The sequence below is a fragment of the Flammeovirgaceae bacterium SG7u.111 genome, from assembly GCA_034044135.1.
Taxonomy (GTDB): domain Bacteria; phylum Bacteroidota; class Bacteroidia; order Cytophagales; family Flammeovirgaceae.
The window spans coordinates 4870523-4889996 of sequence record CP139021.1; the positions used below are offsets into that span (position 1 = coordinate 4870523).

A 19474-nucleotide genomic window follows, 5' to 3' on the forward strand; every position below is an offset into this window, starting at 1 on the left:
ATTTTCAGATTAAGCGGCAAAGTTAATGATTAAAGAAAAGAAATAGTCCTTCTCTTGCCAAAAGAAAGAATATATTATAAAAATCAAATGCCAGACATAAAAGTTGTGTAAGGCAGCTGATTTTTTTCCTTGTTTAACAACTTATCTGCATTTACGAAGAGTACCAATAAGAATTGAATACCGAAGAGGAGTGTACCAAACAATAGGTGTACAGGTTGTAATACTTTGGGAATGGAAAAATAGGCCATTATCGCACCTGTAATTATTTCTAAGCCTATCACCGAGAGCAAGGCAATTGCCCATTTGAAGATTGGGTCCGATTTGACGCAACCTTTTTTGAGTAAGTAAAATATGTACCCGTTCACCAGCATCACCACCAGTGAGAATGTTCGGTGGAAGTAAAAGAAAATACCAAGTTGGTCAACCCAAAGCTCCCGTTGCTGGCCATCGAACGATCGGGCTACCAAATCAACCTGCTCCCGCACTTGCGTCCCTAGTACTACTTGGAATATCGAAAGCACAAGCCCAACTATTAACCAGAAGTTCAAAACCGATCGCTTTCTGGCAAAAGCCGTAGCCTTCAGCGACTCAAAAGACCGGCTAACCGTATAAATCAAAATTCCTACAATCACCAGCGCCAGAAGCATGTGCAAAGTAATGAGAACAGGCTTGAGGTCAGTGGCCACTACCACCGAGCCAAGCCAACCTTGGAAACCGACCGCCAAAAAGGCTACCAACGACAGCCAAAATATCAAGCGGTCGGTTTCCCAATATTGCCACGAAAGAATAAGTGTAATAAGTATAAAGAACCCGATCAGAACCCCAATAAGCCTGTTAATATATTCCGTCCAGGTATGGTACACATTAAAGTCGGCAATTTCTTTTCCTTGAACCTGAAACTGCTCTTTATAATCTGGAGGAAGTTGGTCTACACTGGTAGGGGGCACCCATGTACCAAAACATTTGGGCCAGTCGGGGCAACCCATACCAGAGCCTGTGCTCCGCACTATTCCCCCCACCAAAATCAACAGATACACAGCTATTACTGTAACCACTCCAAACTTCCGATACCTACGGGTTGACCAAAATTTATTTTCCAATATGCTCAATTAATTAGTTCATCCTAACCTAAGTTAGGCCGGCAAATATAACCAGTAAGAAATATACTCAAACAAAATAGCTGGGGATTTTGCCCTTTTGACTATTTGCCCTTTCCTTTCCCAAAGCCCAACTCTTCCAATCGCTCTTGCAAAAACTCGCCTGCCGTCATATCCGAATACCTCTTAGGGTTTTCCTCATCTACACAGCTCTCAAGGCAAGTCAAGTCCATTTCTGAGCGAGGGTGCATAAAAAACGGAATAGAGAACCTTCTTGTTTTCAATTTCTCGGCAGGAGGGTTCACCACACGGTGAATTGTCGATTTTAACTTATGGTTTGTAAGCCTATCCAGCATATCGCCCACATTCACCACCAACTGCCCCGGCAAAGCCGTAATCGGAATCCACTCACCGTCTCTTCTCAATACCTGAAGCCCCTCGGCACTCGCACCCATCAGCAAAGTGATCAAATTTATATCTCCATGCTCGGCTGCACGCACAGCGCCCTCACCCAGCACACTCGGATCTTCTATAGGGAAATAATGGATCGCCCTCAAAATACTGTTCCCCTTTTCCACCCCAAGCTCAAAATACGCTTCGTCCAAGCCCAAGTACAGAGCTATGGCACGCAACATCAGCTTCCCAGTTTCCTCCAATGCACCAAAAGCCTCCAAGCCCGCAGCCTTAAAATCAGGCACTTCTTCAGGAAAAACATTATCAGGATAACCCTCCGTAAGCGGCTCGTTTGGCACCACTTCCTGCCCTACATGGTAAAACTCCTTCAAATCACCCACTTTTCTGCCCTTTGCAGATTCCTTTCCCTTTCCCACATACCCACGCTGCCCCTGCAACTCCGGGTTCTCATATTTTTGCTTCACCTCGTCCTCTAGCAAGAAAAACTCTTCTACCGACTTATAAAGCCTATCCACCAAGCTCTCGGGCAATTTATGGTTTTTGATAGCCACAAATCCAATCGTATTATAGGCATCACCCAAAGCTTTCACAAAAGCAGCCTTTTTTTCAGCGTCCCCGTGTTCAAAATCAGCAAGGTCTAGTGAAGGAATTTCATCCAATAATATATCTGACATAATTATATGTGTTTTGAGGTTTTCAATTTGTTGATCCCACCAAAAGTAGAGCATCAAACCAAAAAAGCAATCCTGATCGGAAGGAATCTAGAAAAAACACAAGCTTCTCCTTAAAAAACAAAATGATTAGGGCGCACTTTGCAGCCTAAGGGCTGCAAGCTCGTCCCGGGCAGCCAAGCCATCCAACGCACCTGCCACTTCGGTCTTGGCTCGCCCTCCTTCCCCAGTGCGCGCACTACCCTGCTGGAAAACCCCTTCAACAAATCCAAAAGCCTAGTCAATCGGGTAAACCTCAAAATCCGTGTAATCTTTCCATCTATCAACCCAAATATCAAAAAGCGTTGAATCATTTGTTTCCATCAATTGAAAACAAATGCTCCGATCTTTATTCATCCATGAATTCAGATAATAAAGTCCTTCAGGAAGCATTCGTCCTTTTTCATTCCAGCGCTCATTATTCTTTTCCAAGCAATTTGGCTTAAACCTCTCTACAACCATGTATTTTTTCATTTTACACCCTTTTTATATGTTACAAATACCATAAGCAATAACTCCAAACAATTGAAGCCCTCTGAAGGGAGAAACAAATCAAACTACCGAATTGCCAAAAACTCCCTTGCCTCCAAAATCTCCAGATACTTTCATTCACTTTTTGTTTTGCCCACAATCTCACTGACCAAAACACAGATTGACCCTCCATTTCCACCCCTTACTATCACCATTTACTATGCTTTTTAATTTCCCCACTTCATCACACTTTCTCCCACCTCCCCCACCTTTCGCCCTTTTCCCCACCTCTCTCCACATATCTACCACTTTTTACCACCTCCCCTCTCATTTTTCTATTTTCCCACCTTTTACCACCCCTTTTAGCAGTATCCATTTTTAGTATTTGTTAATAGATGCAAACAGAAAAATCTTAAAATAATCACATATATATCTACCTAAATCTTTACTTAAAAAAGTATATTATAAACACCTATTAATATGATGTTTACATAATAATTTATAACACATCTAAAAAAGTTTTTACAACAAGTAACTAACACCTTATATAACAATTATTTACCTCTCAACGTTAAGCCAAATGAATAGTCAGGGGGAAAAGTGGTAAAAAGTGGTAAAAAGTGGTTGACTTATTCAAATAAAACATTAGATTTGTATAATTAACTTAAGTATCACCGTAGGCAAGAAGCTCTAATGAATTCTTTTTCAAGCGAATATGAGTGTAAATTGGACGACAAAGGGCGCTTAACGCTCCCCGCTCGTATCAAAAGCACTTTGCCTGAAAACGAAACAATGAAAATAGTGCTGAAAAGAGGTTTTGAGACTTGCCTCACCATTTATCCCCACGATGAGTGGGAAAAGATTTATGAAAAAGTGGTAAGTCTCAACGAGTTCGTAAAGGAAGACCGACTTTTCCAACGGATGTACTTAAGAGGCAACACCGAACTAGACTTAGATAAGTCAGGGAGGGTTGGGATACCGAGCTCGATGCGAAAGTATGCACAGCTCGAAAAAGAAGTTTTGCTAGTGGGGCTAGGAAACAGGATCGAGATTTGGAATCCTGATGTGTATGACGAGTACTTGTTCAGCCAGCAAGAGAAATTCTCCGTATTGGCAGAGAAGTATTTGGGAAGCGATGAAGTGAGCGAGCCAAAGCAACAGTCAGCCGATGAGGAGGACGATTTAAAAGAAGCTTCTTAAACGAGTTGAACTGATTAAAAATAAATTTATAACAAAAACAAAATCGCACGCTCAATTTTTGTCGTCTGATTTTTATTATACCAGTAACAAAACAGAATTTGAGATATGTACCACGTGCCTGTAATGTTGGAGGAGTGTATGGAAGGCTTGGACTTACAACCAGGCAAGGTAGTAGTTGACGTGACATTTGGGGGCGGAGGGCATTCGAAAGAGATTCTGAAAAGGCTGCCTGAAGGAAAGCTTTTGGCTTTTGATCAGGACCAAGACGCAGCAAAAAACATTGAGGGAACAGACGGTTCTCGCTTCAAGCTTATAGAGGGTAATTTTCGCTATATCAAAAAGTACCTAAAGCTCTATGGTTATGCGCAAGTGGACAGCATTTTGGCTGATTTGGGGATTTCCTCCCATCAAATCGACAAGCCAGAAAGAGGGTTTTCCACCCGGTGGGACGCCCCGCTAGATATGCGGATGGACAATAAAGCCGACTTCAGCGCAAGGGACTTGGTAAACACGTATCGAGAACCTGACCTGATAAGGGTATTAAGCGAATTTGGCGAAGTAAGAAACGCTAGAACACTGGCTGCCAGCATTATGCGGGAGCGAGTAAAGAAAAGCATAGACACTACTGCCGAGCTTGTAAACGTACTTGAAAAACATGCGCCAAAAGGCAAAGAATTCAGGTATTATGCTCAAGTTTTCCAAGCGTTGAGAATAGAAGTGAACGAAGAAATTGAGGCGTTGAAAGAAATGCTAGAAGGGGCAAATGATGTCTTAAAACCAGGAGGAAGACTTGTAGTAATGTCTTACCATTCATTGGAAGACAGGCTGGTCAAAAACTTCATTAGAGCAGGGAACTTCAAAGGGGATGTGGAGAAAGATATGTACGGAAACCCGATAAAGCCACTTGAAGCAGTAAACAGAAAACCGATAATACCGACAAACGAAGAAATTGCTCAAAATCCAAGAGCCAGAAGCGCTAAGCTCAGAGTAGCAAAAAAGCTTTAATCAGCTCTTAATTATAACCATAAAGTATCCAAAAAAGATCTGTAACCAAATTGAAAATAAAGAAACTGGCTCATACAGCCAGCCTTGTTTTTCGAACAGCATTCGTGCATAAACACTGAAAAATATGAACACTTACAGTCCACCAAAAGAAGAAGACAAGAAGAGCTTTTTTGGGCATGTATCGGAGTATAAGTTTGATTTTAGCGTAGATGATTCTGCTATTATCAAGCATGTGCCCTACTTCATTTTTCTAACCATTTTGGGAGTGCTTTACATTGCCAATAATTACTATTCGGACAGGCTGACTAGGGATATTGGTGTGTTGGAAAAAACGGTGGAAGAACTTCGTGTGGACCACGGGTCTTACAAATACGAATACATCCATGCCAGTAAGTACGTGGAAATAGCCAATCAGGTAAAAACCATTGGGCTAATAGAAAATGACAAACCGGTGATCAAAATCACCCCAGAAAATTAATAAACTCGGGAAATCGTGAGCATCAGAAAATCCATATTGATTCGTGTTAGGCTAGCCTTCTTAATGGTTGTAGCCTTTGGTGCATTTATATTGGTGAGGTTAATCGATATCCAAGTGGTAAATGGAGAAAAGTGGAGAGGGATTGCCCAAGAAAACAGCTTGAAATTCAAAAAAGTAAATGCAACAAGAGGAAGCATATTAAGCGATGATGGCAGCCTTTTAGCAGCTTCTTTGCCTTTTTATAGGGTTTCTCTAGACCCTTCTATTTCAGAAGAAGAGCTTTTTGAAAAAAACGTCGATACACTTTCGGTACTAATAGCCGATTATTTCCAAGACAAAACTGCTGAGGAATATGCGGAAGAGCTTCGTTTGGCTCGTACCGAAAAACGTCGTTATAAGATAATCAACAGGGAATTGGTAAAATACCATGATAAAAAAATCATGGAGGAATGGCCTCTATTCAAAGAAGGAAGGCTAAAAGGCGGGGTTATTTTCGAGAAGATGGAAAAACGCTTCAAACCCTTCGATGAGCTTGCCAGAAGGACCATCGGTTTTGTAAGAGAAGATTCTACCGACCAAGTTAGAGGCGTAGGTTTAGAATACAGCTTTAATAGCAAATTGGCGGGAGTAAACGGAGAAGCACTTTACCAAAAAATACCCGGTGGTGGCTGGAAGCCTATCAACGATGGCAACCACATCCGCCCTGAAAATGGCTTAGACGTACACACATCTTTAGATGTGTACCTCCAAAACTATACTACGGATGTGTTGGACAAGGCACTCAGAAGAAATTATGCCAATTATGGTTGCGTAATTATCATGGAAGTAGCTACTGGAGAGATAAAGGCGATGGTAAACCTGAGTAAAAACTCTGAAGGCCAGTATGTAGAGGACTACAACTATGCCATTGGTTCTCAAGGAACTACTGAACCTGGTTCTACTTTCAAAGCTATCTCTATGATGGCTCTGTTGGAAGAAACCAAGCTCTCGATTGAAGATACGGTAAACACGGGCGATGGCGAGTATGTCTATTACGACGACTGTACCATGAGGGATGCTGCCTACTACGGTTACGGAAAAATCCCTGTGAAAACAGTTTTTGAAAAGTCATCAAACATTGGGGTTTCAAAGTTGATCTTTAGGTACTTCCGCGAAAAACCTGAGAAATTCTTTAGCTACCTCGACAAATTTGGTATGTCTGAGCCTTTGGATTTCCAAATGATAGGAGCAGGAAAGCCATTCTTCAACCGCCCTGGCACACAAGGATGGAGTGGTTGCTCACTACCTTGGATGTCAATTGGTTATGAAATAAAACTTTCCCCATTGCAGATCCTTACTTTCTACAATGGCATTGCCAACCAAGGTAAAATGATCTCTCCTATCATCGTAAAAAGCATCAGCCAAGGCGATGAGGTGATAGACGAGTTCGAATCGAGAGTAATCAATGATAAAATGTGTTCTGACCGCACCTTGGGCATCATGCAAGAGCTGCTGAAAGGTGTAGTAAAAAGAGGAACAGCAAGGGAAATAAGAAACGACAAATTTGACATAGCAGGAAAAACAGGAACTACCCAAAAGATTCGTAACGGGCAATATACAAAGCGCTACTACACCTCTTTTGCTGGTTATTTTCCGGCCGACAATCCAAAGTACAGCTGCATTGTAGTAATTGATGACCCAAAGGGGGAAGGCCAGTACGGCGGCGAGGTTTCGGCACCAGTTTTCGCTGAAATCGCTGAAAAACTTTATATCAGAGGCATAGAACAATCACTTCCCGATACACTCATCAACGATGGTGTTTTCCCAATGGTGAGATCAGGAAACTACAAAGACCTAAAGTTGCTTTGCGACGAAATGGGCATCAAACAAGTGGATTTGAATACAACCAACTGGGTGAAATCAGCTACTACAGGCGATACTATCCAGTGGGTAAACAATAAGATTGGAGAACAAAAAGTGCCAGATGTAAGAGGAATGACCTTGAAAGATGCACTTTATGTATTGGAAAACCAGGGACTTAAAGTAAAAACCAGAGGACGAGGAAGGGTACAAAGGCAATCGCTCACTCCAGGTCAAAAAGCAAGGAAAGGCGGGGTGATTTACATTAGCCTGGGATAGGTTTAGGTGCAAGAGACCAAACCAAAAGAAGGCACGAGATTAACAATACGACTAGAATAGTAGCGAAGGTTAGCCTTCCCTACTACTGATGATAAGAATACCAAAGAAAGTCTTGCAAGGGCTTTCTATCGGAAATAGATGAATTAAAGAATTAACACAAAAACTATCAAAACGTTAGGACACATATTGTCAAGTACGAAGGTGCTAGCATGGGAAGGGAAAAACCTCGATCAGGCTATCAGCTCACTCTGCTTCGATTCTCGCAAGGCTACAAAAGGCTCTGCGTTTTTCGCTATGCCCGGCACGTTGGTAGATGGCCACGATTACATCGAGAAAGCCATTTCCCTAGGTGCAGTTGCGATAGTTTGCGAAAAAATGCCCGAGCAGCTTGCTCCCAACGTTGCCTATGCCCAAGTGGAAAACGCAGCGAAGGAAATGGGCAAAGCTGCATCTATTTTCTTTGAACATCCTACTCAAAAAATAAAATTGGTGGCTGTAACCGGCACCAATGGAAAAACAACTTCTGTCACTTTACTACACAGGCTTTTCAGGAAACTGGGCTACCATGTGGGGCTTATTTCCACTGTAGAAAACAAAATAGACGAAGAAGTTCTCGACACGAAATATACTACCCCTGATAGTGTAACTCTCAACCAGCTATTGGGCGAGATGGTGGCAAAAGGCTGCACGCACTGCTTTATGGAAGCTAGTTCTCACGCTATTTGGCAAGAAAGAACGGCAGGTCTCCAGTTTGCAGGAGCGGTATTTAGCAACATAAGCCACGACCATCTGGACTATCATAAGACTTTCAAGAACTACATAGACGCCAAGAAAAAACTATTTGACGAACTTCCTAAAACTGCCTTTGCCCTATCGAACATAGACGATAAGCGAGGCAGCTACGTGTTGCAAAACTGCAAGGCAAAAAAGTTGACCTACGCCCTTCGCTCTATGGCAGATTTTAAGGCTAGGCTACTTGAAAACACCTTCGACGGCTTGCAACTAGAGCTGGACGGGCAGCAAATATGGTTTAGGCTCACAGGCGGTTTCAACGCCTACAACCTGTTGGCAAGTTATGCGGTGGCAGTTTCTTTGGGTGAAAACAAGGAAAAAGTGCTTACTGCTCTTAGCGATGTTCAACCAGCACGTGGCAGGTTCGAACAATTGGTTTCAGAGAATAATATAAGAGCGATTGTGGACTATGCCCACACGCCCGATGCACTAGAAAATGTATTGGAAACTATTGCCGAAATCAACCAGGGAAAAAGTACAGTAATCACCGTAGTGGGCTGTGGAGGAAATCGAGACAAGGAAAAACGGCCAAAAATGGCTGCGATAGCGGCGAGATTAAGCAACCGTGTCATCCTTACTTCCGACAACCCTAGGAACGAAGAACCCGAGCAAATCATCCGAGAGATGGAAGCTGGGATTTCGGAAGAAAAACAAGCCTCTACCCTATCCATTACCGATAGGAAGCAAGCAATTACAAAAGCCGTGGAGCTTGCCCAAACTGAAGACGTAGTGCTAGTAGCCGGCAAAGGACACGAAACATACCAAGAAATTAAGGGAGAGCGATTCCCTTTCGACGATAAAGAAATTATTACCGAATTATTCAAAACTAAAACCTCAAACTCATAACCGTTGCTTTACTATTTATTCACATATCTGAAAGAAGCTTACGACCTGCCAGGCGCTGGATTGTTCCAATACATATCCTTCCGAGCGCTCATGGTAGCAGCCTCTTCCCTCCTTTTTGCCACCATTTTTGGTAAAAAGATCATTCGGATTTTGCTGAGGCAGCAAGTGGGCGAAACGGTAAGGGATTTGGGCTTGCAAGGGCAAAAAGAAAAAGAAGGCACACCTACTATGGGTGGGCTTATCATCATTGGCTCTATCGTTATCCCGATGTTGCTTTTCTCTAGGCTCACAAACATTTACATCATTTTGCTGCTTACAGCAACAATTTGGATGGGCGTAATCGGCTTCATTGACGATTATATCAAGATTTTCAAAAAGAACAAACAAGGGCTAAAAGGCAAATTCAAGGTAGCCGGACAGATCACTTTAGGGTTAATCATCGGCCTAACGCTTTACTTGCACGAGGATGTGACCATCCGTGAAAAAAACGAGAGCGTGACGAGGGCAAACGTGGAAGAGGTAATAGCCAAAGAGTCATATACAAATGTGAAATCGACCAAAACGACGATTCCTTTTGTAAAAAACAATGAGCTGGACTACAACAATATAGTTCCTGCCGACTGGATGACGCCCATTATGTATGTGCTCATCGTGATCTTTATAGTGACAGCGGTTTCGAACGGGGCTAACATCACCGATGGAATAGACGGCTTGGCAGCAGGAACTTCTGCCATCATCGGCACTACGCTGGCAATCTTAGCCTACGTGTCGGGAAACATGATTTTCGCAGATTACCTCAATATCATGTACATCCCTTTCACAGGCGAAGTGGTGATATTCTGCATGGCTTTCGTGGGGGCTTGCATCGGTTTTTTGTGGTACAACTCCTACCCAGCCCAAGTTTTTATGGGCGATACGGGAAGCTTGGCTTTGGGATCGTCCATTGCGGTTGTAGCGCTTATTTTAAGAAAAGAATTATTGATTCCGTTCATCTGTGGAATTTTCCTCATCGAAAACCTTTCGGTGATTTTGCAAGTGAGCTATTTCAAATACACAAAGAAAAAATACGGTGAAGGAAGGAGAATCTTTTTGATGTCGCCTTTGCACCATCATTACCAAAAGAAAAAAATACACGAATCGAAAATAGTTACACGGTTTTGGATTGTGGGAATTTTGATGGCCATAGCCACCCTCGCAACACTCAAGATCAGATAAAGATAATTGCCAATAGATTAATGACTACGTAGGAAAATGGCGCAAAAAATAATCATACTCGGTGCAGGAGAAAGCGGCGTAGGTGCAGCTTTACTCGCTAAGCAAAAAGGTTTCGAAGTGAAAGTTTCGGACAAGGGTATGATTGCGCCTCATTTTAAAAAAGAGCTTTCGGAAAACCTGATTGAATTTGAAGAAGGCGGGCATAGCGATGATCTGCTCACGGATGTGACCGAGATTATCAAAAGCCCCGGCATTCCAGATAGGGTCCCGATAATAAAAGAAGCTAAAAAACTAGGGATTCAGGTAAGCTCGGAAATCGAATTTGCCAGCAGGTTTACCACTGCAAAAATTGTAGCCATTACGGGTACAAATGGCAAAACGACCACTACCCTACTCACGCACCACTTGCTACAAGAAGCAGGGTTGGACGTGGAAGTTGCAGGAAATATTGGAGAAAGCTTTGCCCGAAAAGTGGCTGAAAAAGACCATGATTATTTCGTATTGGAAATCAGCAGTTTCCAATTGGACGATATCCATTATTTCAAGCCATCGGTGGCCATCTTGCTGAACATCACCCCTGACCACTTGGACAGGTACGACAACAGCATGGAAAAATACGCTGCTGCAAAGTTTAGGATGATTGAAAATATGCGCCCTGGCGACTTGTTCATCTACAATGCCGACGATGAACACATTGCCAAGGAAATAAATAAAAGAGAAACGAACATCTGGACGGCAACTTTTTCGGAAGCAAACTCCAGAGGAAACGCCCTTCATATCCCAAGGTTTTACAGCCCTGCGATAGATGAGCCAGAAGAACTAGCAAACGAGCAGCTGATATTTGATGGGCTGCCGCTAAGAGGGGCGCACAATGCCATGAACATGAGCGCTGCAATCATAGCTGCCTTGCGGGTTGGTTGCGATAAAGAAGCGATTGAGAAAGGGTTAAAAACTTTCAAAAATGCAGCTCACAGGCTAGAAGTAGTTGCCAAGATCAATGGAATCACGTTCATAAACGATTCGAAAGCGACCAATGTAGATGCAACTTCATACGCACTAGACGCATTTGAAACGCCTATTATTTGGATAGCGGGCGGAACGGACAAGGGCAACGACTATGAGCAGATATTGCACAAGGTGAACCAAAACGTGAAGGGAATTATCTGCCTTGGTGTGGATAACGAGAAATTGCTCAGGACCTTCGGCGAAATGGTAAGCTACGTAGCCGAAACACAAGATGTGAACAAGGCGGTGATGAAAGCATATCACTTGGCAGATTCGGGAGATATTGTACTGCTTTCCCCTGCATGTGCCAGTTTCGATCTTTTTAAAAACTATGAAGACCGAGGCGACCAGTTTAAAAAAGCAGTTCACGAACAACTAGGGAAACTAGATACACAAGGAGATTATTCCTTAGATGATAGAGGATAAAAATGTAGCTCGACTTTCTAGGTCGATAAAAATAAAATAAAAAAATCATGAGTAGTACTATACAAGAACACAGCATTTACAAGTACTTCCAAGGTGACAAAATCATTTGGTCAATAGCCATTGGCTTGTCCCTGCTCAGTATTTTGGTGGTTTACAGCGCTACGGGGCAACTGGCCTACCGAAGCGCAGGCGGAGATACGGAACACTTCCTCATGAAACATACCGTGTTGGTACTCTTGGCTTTTGGGGCTATGTACATCTGCCACAAAATCGACTATGTGTACTATTCAAGAATTTCGAGGATAGCCCTTTTGGCTAGTGTGCCGCTACTTATTTTCTCTTGGCAATACGGTAGCAATATCAACCAAGCATCGAGATGGATCATTATCCCATTCATCGATTATTCGTTCCAGCCTTCCGACCTTGCAAAACTGGCTTTGATTGCAAACGTAGCCAGTATGTTGTCGAAAAGACAAATGAGTATCAAGGAATTCCAAAGAGCTATTGTTCCCGTACTTTTCTGGTGCGGAATCATCTGCGGGCTCATCGGGATGACTGACTGGTCGAGCGCAGCCTTGCTTTTTGCAACTTGTAGCTTGCTCCTTTTCATCGGTCGTGTGCCCCTTAAATATTTGGGAATGCTGTTCCTCATCGGGTTTGTAGCCGGCTATTTCGCTTTCACTTTTGGGCAGAGGGGAAATACGGTACAAAGCAGGTTGGGCATGTACATGGAAGACGGTGATGTTCCTTTCCAAGCTGAGCAATCGTTCATTGCCGTAGCAACGGGAGGAGTAACAGGAAAAGGCCTAGGAAATAGCACACAAAGAAACTTTTTACCCCACCCCTATTCAGATTTCATCTTCGCCATTATAGTGGAAGAATATGGGCTGATAGGTGCGGTAGTGATCATCAGCGCATTTTTAATCTTGCTGTTCCGAGGGATGGTGATTGTGGGGAAAAGCGATCGAGCCTTTGGAGGGCTGCTGGTCGCCGGGCTCACGTTCAGCCTGGTAGTACAGGCATTTGTACACATGGCCGTAGTAGTGGGAATTTTACCTATTACGGGTTTGCCCTTGCCGCTTCTTAGCATGGGGGGAACATCCTTGCTATTTACGGGAATGGCCGTGGGCATGATCATCAGCGTGAGCAGAGCAGAGCTTTCGGAAGAAGAACTTTCAAAACGAAATGTGAGACGAAAATTCAGAAACCCCGCTCCAATTATCTAAGTATTCACTTGACTAATTCTATAAATAGAGTAACCAAATTTATCAAAACAGAATCCTAACAAATTCGACCAACAATTAAACCAAGTAATCCTTAAAACCAACTAATTATCATTATCAACTGATCAATCGCAAACTAATTTGCCAAACGAAAAAGACCATATCAAAGTAATCATCAGCGGAGGCGGCACCGGGGGGCATGTGTACCCTGCCATCGCTATTGCCAATGCGCTCAAAGAAAGAAATCCCAAAACGGAGATTCTTTTTGTGGGGGCAGAGGGCAAAATGGAGATGGAAAAAGTGCCACTAGCTGGCTACGAGATCATTGGTTTGTGGATAAGCGGACTCCAACGTAGGCTTACGTGGAAGAATTTGCTTTTCCCCATCAAGCTTATCAGCAGCTCTTTGAAGTCGAGGCAGATTATCAGAAAATTCAAACCCGATGTAGCGGTTGGCGTAGGTGGTTACGCCAGCAGCACCATCGTGAAAGCAGCTCAGGCTGCGGGCTTGCCCACCGTATTGCAAGAACAAAACGGCTACGCAGGACTCACTAACAAATTACTATCTAAAAATGCCAAAAAGATTTGTGTGGCATACCCAGGCATGGAAACCTATTTTCCGAAAGAGAAAATAGTACAAACGGGAAACCCTGTAAGGCAAGACATTGTGGACTTGGAAAAATACCGTGAGGAAGCTTTCAAACACTTTGGGCTTGACCCCAACACAAAAACACTTTTGGTTCTGGGCGGAAGCCTAGGGGCGAGAACCATCAACAACAGCCTGAAAGCTGGCGTGGAACTTATCTTGGCGGCAGGTTACCAAGTAATCTGGCAAACGGGGAAATTTTACATAGAAGAAATAAGGGCAGTTTTTGATGAGAAAAAATTGAAAGGACTCTATTTCAACGATTTTCTCAACCAAATGAACTTGGCGTATGCTTGCGCCGATGTGGTGGTTTCCAGAGCGGGAGCTTTGAGCATTTCGGAGCTTTGCCTCACGGGAAAACCCAGCATTTTGGTTCCTTCGCCAAATGTGGCAGAAGACCATCAGACCAAAAACGCCATGGCTTTGGTAAACGAAGGCGCAGCCATTTTGGTGAAAGATGTAGAAGCAAACAAAAAGTTGATTGGCGAGACCATCGACTTACTCAAAAACGAAGATAAACAAGCTCAGCTGAGCATTGAAATAAAAAAATTGGCAAGACCTAATGCAGCGCAAGACATTGCGGCAATAGTAGAAGAACTTGCAAACAAAAATGGATACGCGACTCCAACATATCGACAGCGTGTATTTCATCGGGATAGGTGGAATTGGCATGAGCGCACTGGCGAGGTGGTTCAAGCACGAGGGCAGACTAGTAGCAGGTTACGACAAAACCTCTACCCCACTTACCCAAGCTCTGGAGCAAGAGGGAATAACTGTTCACTACACAGACGATGTAGCGCTTATTCCGGAAGAAATAAAAGCTAAAAAGGACAGCTCGTTGGTGATTTTCACCCCTGCTATCCCAGCTTCGCACAGCGAGAAAAAATACTTGGAAGCAGAAGGCTTCCAATTGGTAAAAAGATCGGAAGTATTGGGCATGATCACGGCAGCACATTTCAATGTGGGCGTGGCAGGTACACATGGAAAAACGACCACTTCGTCGATGCTTTCATGGTTGCTTCATGGTTGCGAAAAGCCCTGTACGGCATTTGTGGGTGGAATTGTCAACAATTTCAATTCCAACTTACTGCTAAGCAAAGCACCAGTAGAAGAAACCATTGCCGTTGCCGAAGCTGACGAATACGACCGCTCGTTTTTAAGGCTTTCGCCAGATATGGCCATCATTACGGCAGTAGATGCCGACCATTTGGATATCTACGGCGATGCCAACAACATGAGCGCAGGCTTTGAAGAGTTTGCTGGCAAGATCAGGAAAAATGGAAAGCTTTTTTTACAAGCCGACATCGAACTTTCAACTCCTGCTCTAGCCCAAAATCAAGTCCAAACGATCAGTTTTGGAATTGACCAAGGCGATTATAAAGCGGAAAATATACGAGCAGAAGGCATTAGCTTCATTTTCGATTTGGTGTACCCAAAAGGAAAAATTGAAGACCTGACCTTGAACATGCCGGGCTTCCATAATGTGGAAAATGCCACGGCAGCAATGGCAGTCTGCCTTGAATTGGGCATCGCACCTGAACTAGTAAAAACTGCTTTGGGCAAGTACAGAGGGGTAAAAAGAAGGTTCGATATTTTGCTGTATAGCGAAAAGGCGGTGTACATAGATGATTATGCCCACCACCCTACCGAGATTACGGCATTTATAAAATCGGTGAAAGCGCTTTTCCCCAACAAAAAGCTGACAGTGGTTTTTCAGCCGCATTTGTTCAGCCGCACTAGGGACTTTGCCGAAGGGTTTTCGGAGAGCCTTTCACTGGCTGACAGCGTGATTTTGTTGCCAATTTACCCTGCAAGGGAATTGCCGATAGAAGGGATTACCAGCGAGATGTTGCTAGAAAACATCAGTATTGAAGATAAGAAATTGGTGGAAGACGAGGACCTGCTCAGCGAGATAGAAAATAGGAAGCCAGAACTTTTGGCAACCATTGGAGCTGGAGATATAGATCGCTTCCCAATAAAGATAGCAGATTATTTAAGCACCTATAAGGTATAAAAGCCATGATGCAGAAACTAAAAAAATTATCGGTTAGACAAGTGCTTTTTAGCATCAGTGTAGTACTGATCCTCACGGGCTTTATAGTGGTGGACTTCAGCAAGGCCAAGGATGAAAACATCGTCATCAACATAGATGAAAAGAATGGGTACTACTTTGTGACCAAAGACGATGTGGTAAGGCTTATTGACGAAATCAAATTTGAACACCCGACAGCATCGAGGCTCAACCGAATAGAGCTTAAAAGCATTGAGGAAAAATTAAAATCCATTGATTTTGTACTTGATGCACAGGTTTCGAGGGACTTGAAAGGAAACTTGATCATCAATATAGAGCAAGATCAGCCCATTGCCCGCCTAATAGGCAACAACGGCGACGGGGGCTACATCAGCCGTGACCGTGATTTGCTCAACCTTTCGGATGGGTATGCGGCAAGGGTGATGCTGATAAGCGGAAGCGGGGCAGATAGCCTGCTGAAATCGGAATTTCTCCACTCTGAACAAGGAAAAGAGCTTTGTGAATTTGTGGAATACATAAACAGCGAGCCCTTTTGGAGAGCAATGGTCACCCAACTGGATTTGGATAGCGATATGGACATCACCATCTATCCGCAGATCGGGAAGCAGCGCTTTGAGTTTGGGAAGTCAGAAGGCTACCTCAAAAAGCTAAAAAAAATGCAGACTTTCTACGATGAGATAGTCCCTAAAAAAGGCTGGGGCGAATACAAAGTGGTGAAGTTGCAGTACGAAGGCCAGATCGTCTGTAAATAATTGACGACAAAGTTGAAAAGTTTTCGAGGGGAAACCCTTGAATCAAAGATAATTAACATTAACTATTAACCGATACACTTATGCAAGGTGACAAAACAAGGATTGTAGTAGGGCTTGACATCGGCACAACGAAGATTTGTGCGATAGTCGGTCAGATGAATGAATTCGGAAAGTTGGAAGTTTTAGGCTTGGGAAAAGCGATTTCTGACGGTGTAAAAGAAGGCACTGTTCGAAACATCGGCAAGACCGTGCATGGCATTTTGGCTGCCGTAAAAGAAGCGGAGGAAACTTCAAAAATCAACATCAATGTGGTGAATGCTGGAATTGCTGGGAAGCACATCAAAAGCACAGAGCACCACGGCAGCTTCACGCGCAAGTCGAACGATGACGAGATCACTTCGGAAGATGTGAACAAGCTCACCAACGACATGTACAGGATAGTGACCGAGCCTGGTTCGGAAATCATCCACGTGATGCCGCAGCATTACACAGTTGATTATGAGGAAAACATCAAAGATCCCGTTGGGATGTCTGGTGTGAAGCTAGAAGCTGATTTCCACATTATTACCGCTCAGACCAACTCTATCCGCAACATTAAAAAATGTGTGGAAAGAGCCGACATCGAGATTGAGGACATGATCTTAGAACCACTTTCTTCGAGCTTGTCAGTATTGAGCGAGGAAGAAAAAGAAGCTGGTATCGCTTTGGTAGACATTGGAGGAGGTACTACGGACATCGCTGTGTTCCAAGACGGTATCATCCGACACACTGCCGTGATTCCTTTTGGTGGAAACATCATCACTTCGGACATTAAGCAAGGTTGTGCAGTGATGCAAAACCAAGCTGAGCAACTGAAAGTGCGCTTTGGAAGAGCTTTGGCAGAAGAAGCCAACGAAAACGAGGTGGTATCTATCCCAGGTTTGCGCAACAGGCCTCCAAAGGAAATTTCTATCAAAAACTTGGCTTACATTATTGAAGCCAGAATGGAAGAAATCATCGACTTAGTGATGCTGGAAATTGAGCGTTCGGGATACAAAAACCGCTTGGCTGGTGGTATCGTGATCACAGGAGGTGGCTCTATGCTCAAAAACTTGAAGCAACTCTTTGAGTACAAAACAGGCATGGACGCACGGATAGGCTATCCGAACGAGCACCTTGGCAAATGCGCTTTTGAAGAAGTGAAACACCCATTATATGCTACGGCTGTTGGATTGGTATTGGCTGGATTCCGCTCGGCTCGCGAACTAAGCGAGGAAGGCGTAACTGGTGGACTCCAATACAGAAGCAAGGCTAAACAAGCGGGAGGAGGAAACTTCATCAATACCATTTTGAAAAAAACCCGGGACTTGCTCATCGATGATTTCGATGATAAGGCCACGTATTAATATACTGGACTTGCGCCAGGATGCGTGAGCCGCACAATTATTTTCCCATAAAAAAAGATCTAAAATTTTCACTTTAAATAGTTAAGAAGATGGAAGAAATGAAATACGAATTTGCATCAAGAACGAATACAGAAGACGCAATTATAAAAGTATTTGGCGTAGGTGGCGGAGGCGGAAATGCCGTAAACCACATGTACCGCCAAGGAATCCAAGGAGTAGATTTTTATATCTGCAATACGGATATCCAAGCATTGGACAACAGCCCTATCCCAGAAAGCCAACGCATCCAGATTGGAGGTAAGCTAACTGAAGGCCTAGGCGCTGGAGCAAAGCCAGAAGTAGGCAAAAACGCTGCTGTCGAAAGCAAAGAAGAAATAAAAGAAGTATTGAAAAAGGGTACAAAAATGCTCTTTATCACTGCGGGTATGGGCGGTGGAACAGGAACTGGAGCAGCTCCTGTAATTGCCGAAGTAGCCAAAGAGTTGGATATCTTGACTGTGGCTATCGTAACCCGTCCGTTTAGCTTCGAGGGCAAGCCTAAAGCGAGAAGAGCGGAAGAGGGCATAGAAGAACTGAAAAAATACTGCGATACGGTATTGGTTATCCTCAACAACAAGTTGCAGGAAGTATACGGTAAAGTAACCATGAAAGAAGCTTTCGGTCAGGCGGATAATGTATTGACAAGAGGTGCCAAATCTATCGCCGAAATCATCACCGTTGCTGGTAATATCAACGTCGATTTTGAAGATGTGAAAACGGTAATGAAAAACTCTGGTGCTGCCGTAATGGGCTCTGCCACTACCGAAGGGGAAAACAGGGCGAGAAGAGCTGCCGAAGGCGCTATCACTTCTCCATTGCTCAACAATACCAACATTTTCGGGGCAAAATTTATCTTGCTCAGCATAGTAGTAGGCGATGAAGACAACTTCCAAATGGATGAGTTGGAAGAAATCACCGATTACATCCAAGAGCAAGCAGGTGACGATGCTGAAATCATCTTCGGACAGGCTACTGACCAGTCACTTGGGGATAGTATCAACGTAACCATCATCGCTACTGGTTTTGACGATGAAGAAAAAAGCACCGAGACCAAGGTTTATGACTTGGAAAGCAATAAAATTCAAAAAAAGATCAGGCTTGAATCAGAGGACTTTTTTGACAGGGAAGAAGAGGACGACGATATAGAAACCTTGCTTCAGAAAAAGAAGAATGCTGAAAAAATCGTTTTTGAACTCGATGGGGACTTTGAGCTTATAGAAGAAACCGAAGAGCAGAAAAAAAAAAGGTTAGAACATCAATATAAAATGCGCCAAGAGAAGCTTGAGGGCTTGCAGTCGATAGAAGACATGAGCAACGACGAAGTAAAGAAGAGGCAAGAAACTCCTGCTTATATGAGAAGAGGGGTGAAACTTTCGAACCTTCCCCACTCTGCTGAGCCAAATGTCTCTCGTTACAGCCTTGGCGAAAATGACGAAATCCTTGGAAACAATAAGTTTCTACACGATAATGTGGACTAACAAGTAGTTGGGCGCAAGCCCCCAACTTGTTTTGTTTCACACCTTGCAAACTTTAATTCATCATCTGGCAAAAGCCCGCATCTTTGGTGCGGGCTTTTTGTATACTGTAATTTCTTGTTACCACTTCCAACATTTCAGGTATT

General features: G+C 43.5%; 16 protein-coding genes and 1 pseudogene. 13 read left to right on the plus strand and 4 right to left on the minus strand.

Features of this window, described 5'->3' with window-relative positions; genetic code table 11:
• Positions 1 to 83: 83 nt before the first annotated feature.
• The 4 genes from R9C00_19045 to R9C00_19060 form a co-directional block, all read right to left on the minus strand.
• Complete coding sequence (locus R9C00_19045) at positions 84 to 1100, minus strand: COX15/CtaA family protein (protein ID WPO33798.1); 1017 nt, start codon at positions 1098 to 1100, stop codon at positions 84 to 86.
• 101 nt (positions 1101 to 1201) lie between these two features.
• Positions 1202 to 2185, minus strand: coding sequence for a 2-oxoglutarate and iron-dependent oxygenase domain-containing protein (locus R9C00_19050; GenBank protein WPO33799.1), 984 nt, complete (start codon positions 2183 to 2185; stop codon positions 1202 to 1204).
• A 273-nt stretch (positions 2186 to 2458) separates the two neighbouring features.
• Positions 2459 to 2695: a DUF3303 family protein gene (locus R9C00_19055; GenBank protein ID WPO33800.1), complete on the minus strand. Its 237-nt coding sequence runs from the start codon at positions 2693 to 2695 to the stop codon at positions 2459 to 2461.
• A 241-nt stretch (positions 2696 to 2936) separates the two neighbouring features.
• Positions 2937 to 3068 (minus strand): hypothetical protein, encoded by a 132-nt coding sequence (locus tag R9C00_19060; protein ID WPO33801.1) that lies wholly within the window; start codon positions 3066 to 3068, stop codon positions 2937 to 2939.
• A 317-nt stretch (positions 3069 to 3385) separates the two neighbouring features.
• Here R9C00_19060 and mraZ point away from each other — a divergent pair, with 317 nt between their 5' ends.
• The 13 genes and pseudogenes from mraZ (at position 3386) to ftsZ (ending at position 19331) form a co-directional block, all read left to right on the plus strand.
• Entirely contained in the window at positions 3386 to 3892 is a 507-nt protein-coding gene (gene mraZ, locus R9C00_19065; GenBank protein WPO33802.1) for a division/cell wall cluster transcriptional repressor MraZ, read from the plus strand.
• Between the two features lie 105 nt (positions 3893 to 3997).
• On the plus strand, positions 3998 to 4897 hold the full coding sequence (gene rsmH / locus R9C00_19070) for a 16S rRNA (cytosine(1402)-N(4))-methyltransferase RsmH (protein ID WPO33803.1): 900 nt from the start codon (positions 3998 to 4000) through the stop codon (positions 4895 to 4897).
• 124 nt (positions 4898 to 5021) lie between these two features.
• Positions 5022 to 5375: an FtsL-like putative cell division protein gene (locus tag R9C00_19075; GenBank protein WPO33804.1), complete on the plus strand. Its 354-nt coding sequence runs from the start codon at positions 5022 to 5024 to the stop codon at positions 5373 to 5375.
• A 15-nt stretch (positions 5376 to 5390) separates the two neighbouring features.
• Positions 5391 to 7493, plus strand: coding sequence for a penicillin-binding protein (locus R9C00_19080; protein WPO33805.1), 2103 nt, complete (start codon positions 5391 to 5393; stop codon positions 7491 to 7493).
• 186 nt (positions 7494 to 7679) lie between these two features.
• Entirely contained in the window at positions 7680 to 9131 is a 1452-nt protein-coding gene (locus R9C00_19085) for a UDP-N-acetylmuramoyl-L-alanyl-D-glutamate--2,6-diaminopimelate ligase (GenBank protein ID WPO33806.1), read from the plus strand.
• A 3-nt stretch (positions 9132 to 9134) separates the two neighbouring features.
• Positions 9135 to 10346 carry a phospho-N-acetylmuramoyl-pentapeptide-transferase gene (gene mraY, locus R9C00_19090; protein ID WPO33807.1) on the plus strand — a complete coding sequence of 404 codons (1212 nt, stop codon included), beginning with the start codon at positions 9135 to 9137 and terminating at the stop codon, positions 10344 to 10346.
• Positions 10347 to 10382: 36 nt separating this feature from the next.
• A complete protein-coding gene (murD, locus tag R9C00_19095) occupies positions 10383 to 11777 on the plus strand; it encodes a UDP-N-acetylmuramoyl-L-alanine--D-glutamate ligase (GenBank protein ID WPO33808.1) in 1395 nt (464 codons plus the stop codon).
• A 47-nt stretch (positions 11778 to 11824) separates the two neighbouring features.
• The gene (locus R9C00_19100; protein WPO33809.1) at positions 11825 to 13003 is read left to right on the plus strand and encodes an FtsW/RodA/SpoVE family cell cycle protein; all 1179 of its coding nucleotides are present in this window, start codon (positions 11825 to 11827) and stop codon (positions 13001 to 13003) included.
• A gap of 138 nt (positions 13004 to 13141) precedes the next feature.
• Positions 13142 to 14221 (plus strand): annotated as a pseudogene (gene murG / locus R9C00_19105) (undecaprenyldiphospho-muramoylpentapeptide beta-N-acetylglucosaminyltransferase).
• A 34-nt stretch (positions 14222 to 14255) separates the two neighbouring features.
• The gene (gene murC / locus R9C00_19110) at positions 14256 to 15659 is read left to right on the plus strand and encodes a UDP-N-acetylmuramate--L-alanine ligase (protein WPO33810.1); all 1404 of its coding nucleotides are present in this window, start codon (positions 14256 to 14258) and stop codon (positions 15657 to 15659) included.
• Positions 15660 to 15664: 5 nt separating this feature from the next.
• Positions 15665 to 16429, plus strand: coding sequence for a hypothetical protein (locus R9C00_19115; protein WPO33811.1), 765 nt, complete (start codon positions 15665 to 15667; stop codon positions 16427 to 16429).
• Between the two features lie 80 nt (positions 16430 to 16509).
• Positions 16510 to 17814 (plus strand): cell division protein FtsA, encoded by a 1305-nt coding sequence (gene ftsA, locus R9C00_19120; GenBank protein WPO33812.1) that lies wholly within the window; start codon positions 16510 to 16512, stop codon positions 17812 to 17814.
• 89 nt (positions 17815 to 17903) lie between these two features.
• The gene (gene ftsZ / locus R9C00_19125; protein ID WPO33813.1) at positions 17904 to 19331 is read left to right on the plus strand and encodes a cell division protein FtsZ; all 1428 of its coding nucleotides are present in this window, start codon (positions 17904 to 17906) and stop codon (positions 19329 to 19331) included.
• Positions 19332 to 19474 lie beyond the last annotated feature (143 nt).

Bases quoted from the DNA above. Each gene is read 5' to 3' on its own strand.
- R9C00_19050 (WPO33799.1), bottom strand. From the start codon at position 2,185: ATGTCAGATATATTATTGGATGAAATTCCTTCACTAGACCTTGCTGAT.
- R9C00_19055 (WPO33800.1), bottom strand. From the start codon at position 2,695: ATGAAAAAATACATGGTTGTAGAGAGGTTTAAGCCAAATTGCTTGGAA.
- R9C00_19060 (WPO33801.1), bottom strand. From the start codon at position 3,068: ATGGATACTGCTAAAAGGGGTGGTAAAAGGTGGGAAAATAGAAAAATG.
- mraZ (WPO33802.1), top strand. From the start codon at position 3,386: ATGAATTCTTTTTCAAGCGAATATGAGTGTAAATTGGACGACAAAGGG.
- rsmH (WPO33803.1), top strand. From the start codon at position 3,998: ATGTACCACGTGCCTGTAATGTTGGAGGAGTGTATGGAAGGCTTGGAC.
- R9C00_19075 (WPO33804.1), top strand. From the start codon at position 5,022: ATGAACACTTACAGTCCACCAAAAGAAGAAGACAAGAAGAGCTTTTTT.
- murD (WPO33808.1), top strand. From the start codon at position 10,383: ATGGCGCAAAAAATAATCATACTCGGTGCAGGAGAAAGCGGCGTAGGT.
- R9C00_19100 (WPO33809.1), top strand. From the start codon at position 11,825: ATGAGTAGTACTATACAAGAACACAGCATTTACAAGTACTTCCAAGGT.
- murC (WPO33810.1), top strand. From the start codon at position 14,256: ATGGATACGCGACTCCAACATATCGACAGCGTGTATTTCATCGGGATA.
- R9C00_19115 (WPO33811.1), top strand. From the start codon at position 15,665: ATGATGCAGAAACTAAAAAAATTATCGGTTAGACAAGTGCTTTTTAGC.
- ftsA (WPO33812.1), top strand. From the start codon at position 16,510: ATGCAAGGTGACAAAACAAGGATTGTAGTAGGGCTTGACATCGGCACA.
- ftsZ (WPO33813.1), top strand. From the start codon at position 17,904: ATGGAAGAAATGAAATACGAATTTGCATCAAGAACGAATACAGAAGAC.